The organism is Paenibacillus sp. FSL R5-0908, assembly GCF_038006245.1.
Lineage (GTDB): Bacteria > Bacillota > Bacilli > Paenibacillales > Paenibacillaceae > Paenibacillus_AQ > Paenibacillus_AQ odorifer.
Map to the genome: position 1 here is coordinate 5,218,058 of NZ_JBBOUV010000001.1, position 14,665 is coordinate 5,232,722.

General features: G+C 41.9%; 11 protein-coding genes. 1 reads left to right on the forward strand and 10 read right to left on the reverse strand.

Going from position 1 to position 14,665, the window contains the following annotated elements:
• The first annotated feature begins 209 nt into the window (after positions 1 to 209).
• Positions 210 to 1,217: an ABC transporter substrate-binding protein gene (locus MKZ09_RS23785; protein WP_076204180.1), complete on the forward strand. Its 1,008-nt coding sequence runs from the start codon at positions 210 to 212 to the stop codon at positions 1,215 to 1,217.
• An 88-nt stretch (positions 1,218 to 1,305) separates the two neighbouring features.
• Here the strand turns inward: MKZ09_RS23785 and MKZ09_RS23790 are convergent, their stop codons facing one another.
• The 10 genes from MKZ09_RS23790 to sigF all read right to left on the reverse strand — a co-directional run bounded on the left by MKZ09_RS23790 (position 1,306) and on the right by sigF (position 14,659).
• Positions 1,306 to 1,527 (reverse strand): hypothetical protein, encoded by a 222-nt coding sequence (locus MKZ09_RS23790; protein WP_042190339.1) that lies wholly within the window; start codon positions 1,525 to 1,527, stop codon positions 1,306 to 1,308.
• Positions 1,528 to 1,586: 59 nt separating this feature from the next.
• The gene (locus tag MKZ09_RS23795; protein WP_076204178.1) at positions 1,587 to 3,551 is read right to left on the reverse strand and encodes an FtsX-like permease family protein; all 1,965 of its coding nucleotides are present in this window, start codon (positions 3,549 to 3,551) and stop codon (positions 1,587 to 1,589) included.
• Entirely contained in the window at positions 3,541 to 4,308 is a 768-nt protein-coding gene (locus tag MKZ09_RS23800; RefSeq protein WP_076134741.1) for an ABC transporter ATP-binding protein, read from the reverse strand. The genes MKZ09_RS23795 and MKZ09_RS23800 overlap by 11 nt, the downstream gene beginning before the upstream one ends.
• A gap of 134 nt (positions 4,309 to 4,442) precedes the next feature.
• Positions 4,443 to 5,855, reverse strand: coding sequence for an MFS transporter (locus MKZ09_RS23805; protein WP_076204176.1), 1,413 nt, complete (start codon positions 5,853 to 5,855; stop codon positions 4,443 to 4,445).
• 187 nt (positions 5,856 to 6,042) lie between these two features.
• On the reverse strand, positions 6,043 to 7,059 hold the full coding sequence (locus MKZ09_RS23810; RefSeq protein ID WP_076134743.1) for a helix-turn-helix transcriptional regulator: 1,017 nt from the start codon (positions 7,057 to 7,059) through the stop codon (positions 6,043 to 6,045).
• 165 nt (positions 7,060 to 7,224) lie between these two features.
• Positions 7,225 to 8,328 carry a chemotaxis-specific protein-glutamate methyltransferase CheB gene (gene cheB / locus MKZ09_RS23815; RefSeq protein WP_076204173.1) on the reverse strand — a complete coding sequence of 368 codons (1,104 nt, stop codon included), beginning with the start codon at positions 8,326 to 8,328 and terminating at the stop codon, positions 7,225 to 7,227.
• Between the two features lie 41 nt (positions 8,329 to 8,369).
• Positions 8,370 to 9,968 carry a methyl-accepting chemotaxis protein gene (locus MKZ09_RS23820; protein WP_076134745.1) on the reverse strand — a complete coding sequence of 533 codons (1,599 nt, stop codon included), beginning with the start codon at positions 9,966 to 9,968 and terminating at the stop codon, positions 8,370 to 8,372.
• 208 nt (positions 9,969 to 10,176) lie between these two features.
• Positions 10,177 to 10,839: a response regulator transcription factor gene (locus tag MKZ09_RS23825; protein WP_076134746.1), complete on the reverse strand. Its 663-nt coding sequence runs from the start codon at positions 10,837 to 10,839 to the stop codon at positions 10,177 to 10,179.
• 37 nt (positions 10,840 to 10,876) lie between these two features.
• Entirely contained in the window at positions 10,877 to 13,807 is a 2,931-nt protein-coding gene (locus MKZ09_RS23830) for a sensor histidine kinase (protein ID WP_076204169.1), read from the reverse strand.
• Positions 13,808 to 13,903: 96 nt separating this feature from the next.
• On the reverse strand, positions 13,904 to 14,659 hold the full coding sequence (gene sigF / locus MKZ09_RS23835) for an RNA polymerase sporulation sigma factor SigF (RefSeq protein ID WP_036676059.1): 756 nt from the start codon (positions 14,657 to 14,659) through the stop codon (positions 13,904 to 13,906).
• Positions 14,660 to 14,665: the final 6 nt, after the last annotated feature.

The window sequence follows — 14,665 nt, forward strand, 5'->3', positions numbered from 1 at the left end:
GCCACCCTATTTCTATGAAATTGATTCTCATTATCACTATGCTATTGTAAATGAGCCTTCCTAGGTTTGGCAATAGATAGATTTAATAGGAGGCATTTATTTTATTGCATTGACAGGAATTCTAGGATTTGATAAAGTTCAAATTGAAAATAATATTGATAATGATTCTCATTATTATTTGTTTGTACATATATATAGGGAGGTTTATCATGCTAAAAAGAAAGACCCTCTTCCCCATCCTGGCACTCATAATGTTATTATCTGTATTTGTGACAGCTTGCGGGGGAACAAACAATGCTTCATCTAATAAACCAACAGAAACAACAGAAGCAACTACAGCACCGAGCACTGAGCCAACGACTGCTCCTGAGGCTTCAGCTGCTGAAATGCGTAGCTATGAAACCACTAAAGGTACTGTACAGATACCTGTAAAACCACAGCGGATTATTACAGATTATTATGGTGGGGAGTTGCTCTCCGTAGGAGCAAATGTTGTAGGTGTCGAACCTAGTACCTTTGATAATCCCTTCTTGAAAGACCTGCTCACAAACACACAAGATGTCGGTGCTCCGGTTAACGCCGAGAAAGCTCTGGAACTTACACCTGACCTGATCGTCGTTATGTACGATGATAACTACGATGCATTATCCAAAATTGCTCCAACCATTCATATTCCATACGGAACCGCTACAAATATCTATGAAACTGTTAAACTGTTCGGCGACATTGTAGGTGTGCCTGACAAAGCTGAACAATTTATTGCTGACTTTGAGAAAAAGGCTGCTGAAGGCCGCGAGAAGCTTAAAGGTGTCGTAAATGAAAATGATACTTTTGGAATCTATGAGCTGACTGATAAAGGGGAGCTATGGACCTTCGGAAATAATGCTGGCCGTGGCGGACAAGCCCTTTATAACGCACTTAAGCTAAAAATGCCTACTAAGAACAGCAACGACAACCAAACGTTGCAGCTGTCCATGGAGCTATTGCCAGAATATGCAGCTGACTACATGTTCCTCACCACTTATGATCCTGACAAAAAAGGGGATAAGCTGAAAGAACTGAAGGAATCTCCAGTTTGGAACGGACTTGATGCTGCGAAGAACGATCATCTATTCTACAATGATTTTGATACCTACTACCGCTATGATCCGATTGCGATTACCGCACAGATTGATCTGTTCGTAGATATGATTCTTGCACGCAACGGTAAGAAATAAACATAGGCACATACAAAAACACCCCACTTTAGGCACTGTCTAAAGTGGGGTGTTTGGCTATACATAGGAAGCTTCTGTTAAATTTATATCATCTAGTATATTCATTATACTCATCGGTGTTATTTAATTTCTTGTACATATACTCATCATTTTTAAGCTTATAGAGCTGCCCCATCCCCGCAAATACGAAAAACAGCACCAAAATTAATCCATACGCATAGGTGAATTCACCAATATAAAAGCAAGTGACTATCGCAACAAGGGTCAAGATCATTAATGCGACTGCAATTCTGGAAAAAATCTTTTTCAAATGGAATCCCCCCACGTTTTGTGCACCAATATTATCATATTTGGGATTAAATTGAAATCTCATTTTGTTCTATTATAGGGAATATCGAGTAGCTGAATATGTGCCAGCATATTGCGAGTGTATATTTTGGTGTATATACGATAAAAAAGGACTTGAAATAAAAGATATGCTCCGCCTACCAACAAACAAAACCACATCGGCTCCAGAGCTGTAGACATTTCAACCCTGGAAGAACTGACAACATAAAAAGAAGACAATGCAATACCTAATGCATACGGGAGAAAAAACAGCACTTTTAAAGGGCCGCCTATAATGCGAGCCACCTCCTTAGTAGTAATTCCAATCTTGTTCAGCTTCCTGAATTTGATCCTCTCACGCTCTAAATCGGTCTGAATACTGAAATGCAGCACTATCCCGGAGGCGCCGAAAAATATTAAACCAACAAATGAAATTACGAAGATTCCAAATCGGCCAGACTCCTGTAACTGTAGATAGTCACTTATTCTAGACTTCGTAGAGAATACAAGAGCCTCTTGCCGCTCATTGCCATACCAGGACTCTGTATTGTCTTTGTTATATTTGGCTAAAGCGGCATTTAACTTAGCATCTATATCCGCAGTTTTTTTCCAATCCTTAAAATTCAGAAGCTGAAGGTTACCGATCGCTTTTTTATTTTCCGCTTTCAGCGCCATATAATCCTTTTCGTTTACAATGACATGAAGACCATTCATTAGATTCGGCACAGGGTTAAATACCATGTGAAATAGGATACCTTGTGAATACAGCGTATGCTTCCCGGAAACAAGCGTCAGGTCAAATGTGGGCATTTCCGGTCTTTGATTCTTCCACTCTTCTCCTTGTGCAACTGTGGCCAGATTTAGAAAGTGATCTTTCTCCACATGATAATCAGAGCCGATTAATGCATTTATATTCTGGTCCAGAAATATTTTAAAATTAAACAAGTCGATATACTCCAGCTTTTGGTGTGAAAGCAGTGGCGTAGCGCCATGATCCGTGATCTCGCTTAGTAATTTTGGTGAGATGCTATTTTTTCCGAATACTTCTGAATAGGCAATATCATATGGATTGCTTGCAACCGGAATTTCCTCAGCATTCCAGGTCAAATAAAAAATAATCCCGCTTAGAGAAATCGTGATGAAGACGAGGAAGGTGATAAGAGAAAGTACTATTTTGGAGCGACCAAGGGTATAGATCAAATTGGAACTAAACAGCAGGTGCTTGTGATATGCTCTGCTTGATCGCGATATAAAAAGTTTCATCCAGTCCCCAAGTCCTGACAGCAGCAAATAAACGCCCAGCATACTAATTCCCAGATTTATTAACATCATGCGAGCATCGGAAGGGTTGTAATGAGTGAGCATATTATAAACGGAGATTCCCAAGAACAAAACTCCGATGACCCCGGTGATTTTCCCATGAATCAGGTTGCGTTCTGCGGTTCTGGACTCTTTTAAAAGATGTAAAATGCTGTATCGCAAAGTTAATAGCAAATTGATTGCAATCACAACTATGTAAATCACCGCGAAGAATTTAATGGTATACAGATAACTATCCGGCGTCAGAATAAAAGCACTGTCCCCAATATTTACAAACAGCGAAACCATAAAGAAAAAAATACCGGAGAAAACTGTCCCTGCACCTAGACCAGTGAGAATCGAGGCTAAAGCGATCATGCTATTCTCGAACAAAATGATTTTGCGGATATTGTGGCTTGTCATTCCAAGTACCATTAATAGCCCGAAGTCGCTTTTTCTAAATTTCAAAAAGGCCATTTGCGCATATACAATAAACAGAACAGCAAACACTCTTATCACCAAAAAAGGAGCATATAAATTACCCGACACCATCCCATTCACTTGATAAGGGTCATTAAAATCAGGATTACTGTACAGCGAATAAAATGTAAAAAAGATCATGACCGTAAAGCTGCTGCATAGGAAAAATAACAAATATCTTCTAAGATCCGCCTTAAATATCTGAAATGCCATTCTCCTAAAGGTCATCTTCTCCCCCTCCAATAAAGGCCAGGTTCTCCAGAATCAGATCAAAAAATGCTCTGCGCTCTTTATTCTCTCTAGCAATCTCTAGTAGAGCCTTCCCATCTTTGATAAAAAGCACGCGATTACAATAGCTGGCCGCAAAAGGATCATGTGTGACCATCACTATCGTTGCTCCTTTTAGAGCGTTGAGCTTGGCAAAGGTTGCCATCACTGTACTCGAGGATTTGGAATCCAAATTCCCCGTCGGCTCGTCCGCAAAAATCACATCTGGATGATTAATAATCGCCCTGCTGATCGCCGCCCGCTGCTGTTGCCCCCCTGAAACCATATAAGGATATTTGTCCTTCACCTCATCCAGATCAAATAGCGATAACGTCTCATCTGTCTTGGCATTGATATCCTCTACCTCTTGATCATCCAGCACCATGGGCACCATGATATTTTCCCGTAGGGTCAGACTATCCAGCAGATTGTAATCCTGAAAAACGAATCCCATACGCTGCCGACGAAAAAGCGCAAGCTCGTTCTTGGACATCTCATTTATACTAGTCTCTGCAATTCTTACAACCCCACTATAATCCGTGTCGATTCCGCTTAGTATATTTAAAAGTGTCGTTTTCCCGCTCCCCGAGGGTCCCATAATCGCCACAAACTCGCCGCTATCCACACTAAGACTAATCCCGTTCAACGCTCGAAACCGATTCGTTTTGCCTTTGCCTTTATATTCTTTCGAGAGATTCTCTACTTGCAGTATGGACATCCTGGCACCTTCTCATTGATAGGTTTGGAGTGAGTTACATTAAATGGAATTCAATCACTCGGTATTACTATAAAGCTAAGAAGGGCGTTCGTTTGTTAGATTGCTCACAGCGCAAAAAAAGCAGGATACCTCCTCTATAATTTCCGCTCCCGCAAAAAACAAAGGCAAAGAAAACCAGTAAAAGCAAGTCCTCCGATTGCTGCTAATGAGAAGGAAAACGCCCTTACATAATCCGCCAGATCTGCTTCCAAAAGAGAATGCTTTAGCGAAGCGGAGAATAAAATACCGATTAACGCCACTCCTAACGAATTCGCAAAATACATAAAGGTCGTGATCAAGCCTGAACCCGTACCCGCGATCTTTGTGGGTACTGAACTAAGCGTGACGTTAACTAGGGGCGTAGTAGCCATTCCGAGACCGAAACCATATATCAATAATAGTAGGATATTACGAGGGTCCAGCAGCTGCGTAACGTCCACATTTAGCTCTAACATAAGCAGCAGGCTACAGCTCCCCATCATCAGCGCTCCTATCTTAAGTACACTCATCCCCCATCTTTTGACCATTCTAGACGAGATTAGGGAAGTTAGAAAAAAGCCTATCCCTATAGGCAAAAAAACCATACTTGTATCTTGAACACTATAGTGCAAACCAAATTGCATATAATAGCTCAAAATAAAAAAGAAAGAGAACATACTTAGATAAAGGACAAGAACGGTTGCCAGACCTGCGCTAAATGTTCGATCTCTGAAAATAGACAGGTCGATTAACGGTAACGCCCCTTGCTTTCCCTTTCGCTTTTCAACCCAGATAAAAGTAACTAACACGAAAAGAGCTAACATTAGACAGCCAAAAATCCACAACGGCCACCCTTGTTTTTGTCCCTCTGACAACGGATAGATCAGCAGGAACAAACCGATCAGCAGAAGGAAGCTTCCAGTCCAATCAATACTATGCGCCTGCTCAGCCCGTGTTTCAGGTACAATCGGCATTAACAGCAGGACGAGAAGTCCAAATGGCACATTGAAAAAAAATACTGTCCGCCAACCGAGATCGAACGGATTCCAATTCACAATAGTGCCTCCGAGGATGAATCCGAATGCAAATCCAAAACCAATCATAGCGCCGTAAATGCCGAAAACAAGACCTTTCTCCTTTGGCAGAAAGCTGACCTGCAGCGTAGATAGAACCTGAGGTTGAATAAGCGCCGCAGCCAATCCCTGCACAATCCGAATAACAATTAGAAGTGCCGGATCTGAGGTCAATCCGCCTAACACTGCCATGACCGTAAACCCGCCCACCCCGATCACCAACATTCGTTTTCTGCCGTATATATCCCCAAGCTTTCCGCTAATAATTAACGCCACAGCTAATCCTAACGAAAATCCGGTAACGAAAAGCTGTGCTTCCGAAAAGCTTGCGTTCAAGCTATCTTGCATAGATGGAAGCGCAACTTGAATCATATAAGTATTTAATGAAATAAGTAATGTTGGCAGTAAAATAACCCCCAGCGCATACCACCGGCGTGAATCTACTAGCTGTTCCATTGTATGACCACCTTTATATCTGCAATCTATGAAATTATTATCATTTAGAGTGGTCTTTTTCTCTACCTGTTAAGGGAGGTTCCCTCCTTGATAAGGGAGCAAACACAAAAAAACCTCAAGCATGCAGAATATAAGGTTCGATTTCGAACTTTATGTTCTACCACTTGAAGCTTTAAACTTTCTGCAATTACAAATCTTCCCACAGCCTGTTTCGTTCCAAACTCTGTTGTTCGATACGTTTTAAGTATTCGCTTGGATTGCAGCCATAATGCTTACGAAAGGTCGTCGTGAAATTGCTGACATTGCTATATCCAACCGAAACAGCTGTTTTCCCTATATTCAAACCTTCAACCTCCATATACCAGAGCGCTTTCTCCATCCTTTTTATACGTACAAGCTCGAAGATTGTCATGCCAAATAATTCGCGGAAGCCTTTTTTCAGCTTGAATTCGTTGATACCTACCCGCTTAGCCAACTCACGTATAGATAACGGTTGTTCGAAATGGATTTGCACCAATTCATGTACCCGCTTCAGATTGGTAATATCATCGTGCCGCAGCGTCATACTCTGACTAATAGAACCGTAACCATCAGACTCACCAAACAAAGCAATAAATTCTAGGGCTTTGCTCTCCATATATAAACGTCTCAATGTTCCATGATAGGTACAGTGGATCATTTCGGAGACACATTTTCGAATTGCCGCAGTATCTGGATAACGATCAATATTTCCACGATGATGTCTAAGCCAGGTTTCCATTTGCTGTGTCTCCGATAAATCTCCGGCGTAATTCAGCAGTTCACTAGGAGCTAACCGTATTTCCAGCAATTGATTGGGGACACCTGCTTTTTTCTCTTCATACACCTGAACATCCTCTAGAAAAAGGACATTGCCCATTTGTTTATCCGTGTAACTTTCCTTGCCGTTCCATTCGCAATAAATTTCTCCGCTTAGATTATAGCTTAGTTCAAACAACGGACAAGCTTCTTGAATGTAGAGCTTCATATCTTGTTCGTAAGTTATGTCCGTATACATAATCTCCATACCTGGACGAATCCGTGTACGGGTGACAGTTCCCTTACCAATATGTGAAGGAATAGTAAGCCGTTGTTCCCATTGGTTATGTTCAACATGCCCCTCTATCCGTTCTGTAAATTGATCAAAAAGATCATGAATTTCCATATTCAATATATTTAAAGTCATCGCAAACCTCTCCTTCTTCGCTCCTTGTATACGATGAGTTACATAATCTCTACTCTAGCTCCGTAAATGATAATTGTTATCACTTGAAAGTGTCAACCTGAAATACAAAAAAGCATTGGCGGATTTTATCCTGCCAACGCTTTTTCAGAAGTAAAATAAGACCGTTCAAACCGATGGAAATGCGTCCCTCCGGTATCTCAGCTCCCCCGTAACCTCCATAATCTTCGAGGCTAACAAATGCGAGGGCAGCTCGTAATCCACACAATCCAGCTTCGCAGCTGCTTCAGGCATTTCACTTTCAATAGAAGTTTCTTGCGATTCTACTAGCGTTGATTGGGCGCCAGCGTGTTTGGCAGCCAGCATCCCTTTAGCGCCATCATTTCCCATTCCGGTCATTAGGATTAAATGCTGCTGTAGACCAGTGAGTGCAGATATAGAATCAAACAGGACATCGACCGAAGGACAGTGTCCATTCACTGCAGGCTTTTTCATAAGTTTTATTCTGAGATCCTGCCCCTCCTGAGTAATGGTCATATGAGAATTACCTGGAGCGATATAGACGGTTCCCCCGAGCACCGATTGCTTGTCCTTGGCTTCCACCACCCGTACACTTGAGAACCGATTCAGTCGTTCCGCCAATGCTTTTGTGTACTTGGGCGGCATATGTTGAACAACCAGCATTGGATACGGGAAGCTCGCCGGGAGCGAGGAAATTAAAATTTCTAATGCCTTCGGCCCCCCTACTCCGCATCCAATTCCCACGATCTGCTCAATAACTTCTGTACATCCACTCTTAACGTTGTTTTGCTTCTCTTGTCGAGCTTTCACTTTGGAGATGTTTATATTGTTAAGAATAAGAGTTCTTAAAGGGATTTCAGCGGCTTTCTTAATTTTGAACAATAACTCATCTTTTATGCTGTATAGACCAGGTCCATAAGATTGAGCCGGCTTGGATATGAAATCCACTGCACCATTTTGTAGAGCAGTAATGGTTGCTGTTATTCCATCCTTTGTAGCGGAGCTCAGGATAAGTATAGGTGTTGGCCGCTGAGACATGATGCTTGTGAGTGCTACCAAACCGTTCAATTCCGGCATTTCTATATCTATAGCCACGACATCGGGCCTGAGTTTTTGAACCATGCTGATCGCTTCGGATGCATTTCGAGCTACTCCAATGACCTCGAGGGTTGAATCCTCCGAAATTAGGTTCGAGATCTGTTTACGCATGGTTACTGAAGCAGCTACAACGAGCACCTTTATTTTTTGCACTACTTCTCCTCTCCTATCAATGATAATACCCCTGACACTGTTTATTTAACTTTAAAAATAGATACCAGACTATTTAACTCTTCTGCTAGCTGAGCCAAAGCATTGGCTGTCGTTGCCGTTTCACTGCTGCTTGCCGCCATTTCTTCAGTTGCGGCGGATATGCTCTCAATCGAGAACATCACCTCAGACGATTGTGCAGCCTGTTCTTCACTGGCAGCCGCAATTTCCGTTACTTTATGAGCGGTATCATTCACCATCGTAAGGATATGTTCGAAGGCTTCTCCATTTTTTTGTGAAAAAGCTACTCCTTCTACTACGGCATTTACACTATGCTGCGTATTCTTCTGCATTTCTTTGATAATGCCCGTGATTTGTTTCGTAGCCCCACTGCTCCGCTCAGCTAACTTTCTTACTTCATTCGCAACAACGGCAAAACCCCGACCTTGTTCACCTGCGCGGGCCGCTTCTATCGCTGCGTTTAGGGCAAGCAGATTGGTCTGTTGGGCAATATCTTCAATCACCGCGATAATCTCACCAATCTTATCGGAGTCTTCCGCAAGTCTAGACATTTGTGTATCCAGTACTGCCATTCCTTGTACGGAGTTCTTAACCACGATCCCTCCATCTTGAGCGATACGCATCGTTTGATCTGAAAGCTCAGAGGCCTGTTCAGCACTCTGGGCTACTGAATTAATCGCCGCAGATAATTCTCTGAACAACTCATTCATTGTTTGTGCAGCACTAGCTTGACTCATACTTCCACTAGCTACTTCCTCTGTACTTGCTGAGATTTGCTGTGCAGCAGCTGAGACACTTTCCGCAGAAGACGAAATGCCGCTCACAGTGCGTCTTAGGTTCAGAACCATTTCATTAACAGAATAAGCTAACATTCCAATCTCGTCCTTAGATTCCAGGTTCGACGTTTCGCTTAAATCACCATTGGCCACTTTACCTAGCAGGCGCATTACTTGATTTAGAGGCCGTGCTATGATCTGCGATATTAAAAGACCCAGACCAATACTGATGAGCAGCGCAACAATAGTAACGCTAAACGTAATCAAACGAGAGGACTGATAAAGGTCATTGGCATTAACAATCGAACCTTGAGCCTGCTTCATATTGATGTCTATTAAATTTTGCAGAAAGTCAGTCAGCTCTGTTGTAGCTGTTTGCAAATCACTTACAAGCAAAAAATTTGTATATTTCTCATTACTAATATTTGTTTTATTCAATTCAATCGCCTCATCCAGGCTTGTGATATACCGTTTCCAGATCTCAGGATAATCCTTCATTATGGCTAATTCTTCAGCTCTCAACGCAGTCTTGCTATATTTACCCATGATCTCTTCAATACTTTGAACGTTTTTATGTATTTTATCTTCGTATTCTTTCTTTTCTGCCGCTGTTTTAGCCATCGTGTTTATATCACGGATATTGATTCTATTTGTTAAAAATAGTTCATTCGCTTCTCCCAGATAAGCTATAGGTGTTAAGCGATTTTCGTACATGTCCACGATAGAGCGGTCCATCTTACTCAAATTCGTAATTCCATAGAATCCTACAAAGCACAATATTGCGGATACTAACAGAAATGCGGAGATTAACTTCACTGCTGTTCTTAAATTATAAAACCACTTCATTTTCCTCAGCCCCTCATTGGCGTTAGTCATTTTTTAGTAATTCTTAGGAACTATTTCATCATAAACGGTAAGCAGATTAAGGTAACCGAAAAAAAATAGCGCGACCACGCAAAAATATTGCGTCATCCCGCAAAAAAAGCGCAGACCAAAAAATCCCGCCTCACAGAACCGTGAACGGGATTTTGATCTATTTGTTTGTTACGAATTTTCATAGTGAATTGTTGAAATCGGACTCCTTCAATATGCCCAGTCGTTTAGCTTTTATTGCCGCTTCAATTCTTGATTTCACATTTAGCTTTTGGAACAGACTCGTTAAACTATATTCCAGCGATCGTTGACTCATAAGTACAATCTCTGCTATTTCCTTGTTGCTTTTTCCTTTTGCAATCTCTGTCAGCATTTCATGCTCTTTTTTGCTTATCTTCGGGTTTGCTTGGTCAATATTAATCTCCATTCCTTTGGGTGATACTTTTCTTAACTGTTTAACTAGGGTATGAGGCAAAATGACATCTCCCCTTAAAGCACAACGCACTGCTGCAACCAGCTGCTCTCTATTGGTCGTTTTTGAAATAAACCCAAACAAACCCGATTCGATCATCAAGTTGAATTTGTTAGTAATTTCGTATCCGGTGTAGATTAAGATAATCGCGTCTGCGTTTATTTTTAAGACTTCCTTCGCCAAATCAATCCCATTCCCATCAGCGATATGAAGATCAAACAACATCACGTCAAACGTATGACTACCCACCAAATTAAGTGCCTCATGAGCTGAATTGGCCAGCGTAACCTTTATATCTCCCTCTTGTTCCAGTATCATCTTAGTCCCTTCCATGACAGAGGGATGGTCGTCCACTAACAAAATTTGAATCATGCCTAATACACCCCTATCCCCTTATTATGCCCCATGATTAATCTGCAGGTATGGATATAAAGACAGCTAATCCCTTATTCTCTGGCGAAAGAAATCGTATGGTCCCATCCATACTGCGAACCCTTTCTTTCATCCCATAAATCCCCATGCTCTTAAGAGAATCCTCTCCTAAAAGGCTCATTCCAATTCCGTTATCTTCATAATCCAAAAGCACCTGTTGCCCTTCGCTAGCTAAGGAGATACGTACTTCTGTGGCACAAGAATGTTTAGCTGCGTTAGCCAAAAGTTCCTGCACAATACGGTACAGACCTATTAGAATCTCGTCTTTTAACTTATGCTTGAAAGCTGTTGACTCAAAATAAATCTGATAGTCGTTCCGCAGCTGAGCAAATTCAAACAACGTCTCAAGTGAGGAAGCAAGTCCCTCATTGATTAATGCTGGTGGCCTAAGCTCATTGCAGATAATCCGCAGTTCATAGATAACATCGAGTAAACCTTCTGTGATCTGTTCTAGCTGTTCCTTTAGTTCCCCTGTAACGGATTTATCACTTAAAAAATTATCAAGCTTACGATACCAGATGATCTGTTCTTGAAGTGCTGAATCATGTAAATCTTGAGCAAGACGTTTGCGTTCATTCTCGGATAAATTAAACATAAAGCGCAGCAACCATGTCGGAGCTTGCTCGGAAGCCGCTAATTCAAGGTCCTTAGTTAGATCTTCTATGAGCAAAAAATTATCAAATAACACACTAACATAACGGGTAATCGTCTTCAGCCACACTCGAACAGAACTTATTTCTAATAAAATAGACTTCTCATTAATGGATAGAATATAGCTTTTTCTTCGGAACTCTCCGATCTTAAGTGAATAGCCCCGCTCGGTCTCAATAATCTCGCATATTTTATCATGGTTATCTTCAACTTCAACCATACAAATATTGGTAACCCGTAAGACCTCTCTAACTTCTTTCAGTAATCGTTGTTCCATGTGACTGATCTTCATCGCACCAAACAAATCTTGCGAGAATTGATCAAGACTCATCTGTAAGTTGAAATACCTTTCCTCGCTGTTCCGAATGATCTGCTCTGTGAGCTGTCTTTCCACCTCAATTTTTTTCCGATCACTGATATCCCTAAAGATAGAGATACATGCAACCTTACCCTTATATAGAATTGAGCTAGCTGTTACTTCTACATCGATAATAGATCCATCTGACCGCACGACCTTTTGTTCAATAGGAGCTAATATCCGATTGGGTCCATAATAGATTTCACGCATCCGATCTCTAGCCAGCGTTATATAGTCCGGGTGGGCCCAATTAAAAATAGAGGTGCCAATCAATTGATCCTCACTGCAAACTCCAAACAATCCTAAACAGGAAAAATTCACATAAAGGAATTTATATTCACTATGGAGTACTACCGCTTCAGGTGACATATCAATAAGCAGCCGATTGAGTTCCTCGCTTTCTCTAAGTTCACTCTCCATCTGGACCCTTTTTGTAATGTCTCTCGCTACAATCACAATACTAACTACTTCTCCATCCTCACCAAGAACAGGTGTACCCAAGCATTCCAGATCTATAATGTGACCTTTGATGTGAATAAACCGATTGTAAAACATCTTACATACTTTTGTCCGAAAAATATCCAAGATCTGTTCCCGCAACACTTCTTGTTCATCAGGATGTATATACTCCAAAATGGTTGTGTTCTTTATTGAACCTACAGGAAGACCAATAATTTTCTCACAAGAGGACGAAGCAATAATGAAGTTCCCTTGCTGATCCAGAACCCCAATCATATCCTCCATATTCTCTGTAATAAGCCTGTACTCCGCCTCCCGCTGAGCCAGCCGCTTTTCTACCTCCACAGATGCAGTGATATCTCTTGCGATAACAAAGGTACCCACAATTTGATTGTTTTCATGTACAGGGATGTTTTTCATCGACCAATGGTTAACTAATCCATTCTCGCGGACAGAAGTAACCGTGTAATGCTGCAGAACTCCGCCAACCGTTTTCTCAAAATAATCAGACATCATATGCGAATTCTCTGCTCCAAATAAATTCACAATGGATAAGTTTTCTCCGAATCTATTAAAAGCTTCTCCAGTAATTTGCTCTGCCGCTGGATTGATAGCGACAATGCTGCCCTGCAGATCCAATTCACACACGATATCTGGGTTATGTTCAAACAGGGATTTATACCGCTGCTCGCTTTTTAATAGAACCTCTTGCATCTGCTTTTTTTCCGTATGATCGATTAAGATCCCATTGAGCCGTACCACTGCCCCTGTCTCATCCATACTGGGAATGATCCTGACTTGGACCCATCGGAGTTCACCGCTGGCATGGATGATCCGATATTCACTGAGATTGCTTATTCCTTGCCCCACTGTAGTTATAATCTCTTGAATTAAAGGCTGCTCTTCTTTAGGAGCAATTCTTAGCCAAAAGTCATCTTCCTTCGCCTGTTCTGGTGAATATCCCGTGATATTGAAAACGGCATCCGATATGAATAATATTTTCCGTGATACGTAGTCGTATGACCAAATCGCCACATCGATCGTAGCAAACATCTGCTGATATAGAGAAAAGCTACTCTCTAACTGGGCTTGAGCATTTTTTTGTTCCGTGATATCTATAATGACGCCATCTATTCGACAAACCTTATGCTCTTGATTAAAAACGGGCGTGCCTATACTTTGAACCCACTTCAGCGCTTTTGCAGGTAACTGCATACGATACTCAAGATTACATAGGTGACCAGAGTATAATTTATCTATATACGCATCAAACCGTTCAAGATCCTCACTGTACACATATTCACGTAAAAAATTGGGGTTATGCGGTAAAGCATGATCTGAACAGTCCACCCATTTCTCCAAAACATTCGACATTGTCAGCAAATTCGCTTCCATGTCAATAGACCATGAGGTCATATCCTTGTCACCAAGTGAATGCATATTGAGATTCCCTCCACATAAAAAGCCCCCCCTTTTCGGGGCGGCTTTTTCTTCCTATTCGCTATTTCACAAGCGTCTTTACATTTTAGCCATTATCTACTGAGCAATCTGCTCGCGGATATTCTGCAATATTTTCTTCTCCAGCCGGGATACCTGTACTTGAGAAATCCCAAGGCGACTGGCAACCTCTGACTGCGTTTGGTCACGGTAATATCGAAGATAAACAATCAGCCGTTCACGCTCACTGAGACCTCCGATAGCCTCATTCAGTGCCAGCTTATCAAACCAGCGTTCCTGTGATTCATCAGCGATTTGATCAATCAGTGTGATCGGGTCGCCATCATTCTCGAACACCGTCTCATGAATCGAGGTCGGTGGCTTGTTAGCTTCCTGAGCAAATACCACTTCTTCAGGGGTAACTCCCAGTGCCTCAGCAACTTCACCGATGGTAGGCAGACGGTCGAGCGTCTTAGACATTTCGTCCTTCATCTTGCGGACCTTATTAGCCATCTCCTTAAGCGAACGGCTAACTTTCAAGGTTCCATCGTCGCGAAGGAAACGCTGAATCTCGCCAATGATCATCGGCACGGCATAAGTGGAGAATTTGACCTCATAGCTGAGGTCGAACTTATCAACGGACTTCAAGAGCCCGATGCAACCGATCTGGAACAAATCGTCAGGTTCATACCCGCGGTTCATAAACCGCTGCACTACCGACCAGACCAACCGGATATTGCAGCTAACTAGTGTGTCTCGGGCAAGATTATCTCCGGCCTGACTGAGCGCGATAAGACGTTTGACCTCCGCATCGTCCAAATAGGTCGGCGGAGCTTTTTTTGACTCTGCATCCATGGCTCC

Excerpts from the sequence above, each read along its gene's own strand:
- MKZ09_RS23785 (WP_076204180.1), top strand. The coding sequence starts at position 210 with ATGCTAAAAAGAAAGACCCTCTTCCCCATCCTGGCACTCATAATGTTA.
- MKZ09_RS23795 (WP_076204178.1), bottom strand. The coding sequence starts at position 3,551 with ATGACCTTTAGGAGAATGGCATTTCAGATATTTAAGGCGGATCTTAGA.
- MKZ09_RS23800 (WP_076134741.1), bottom strand. The coding sequence starts at position 4,308 with ATGTCCATACTGCAAGTAGAGAATCTCTCGAAAGAATATAAAGGCAAA.
- MKZ09_RS23805 (WP_076204176.1), bottom strand. The coding sequence starts at position 5,855 with ATGGAACAGCTAGTAGATTCACGCCGGTGGTATGCGCTGGGGGTTATT.
- MKZ09_RS23810 (WP_076134743.1), bottom strand. The coding sequence starts at position 7,059 with ATGACTTTAAATATATTGAATATGGAAATTCATGATCTTTTTGATCAA.
- MKZ09_RS23820 (WP_076134745.1), bottom strand. The coding sequence starts at position 9,968 with ATGAAGTGGTTTTATAATTTAAGAACAGCAGTGAAGTTAATCTCCGCA.
- MKZ09_RS23825 (WP_076134746.1), bottom strand. The coding sequence starts at position 10,839 with ATGATTCAAATTTTGTTAGTGGACGACCATCCCTCTGTCATGGAAGGG.
- MKZ09_RS23830 (WP_076204169.1), bottom strand. The coding sequence starts at position 13,807 with ATGCATTCACTTGGTGACAAGGATATGACCTCATGGTCTATTGACATG.
- sigF (WP_036676059.1), bottom strand. The coding sequence starts at position 14,659 with ATGGATGCAGAGTCAAAAAAAGCTCCGCCGACCTATTTGGACGATGCG.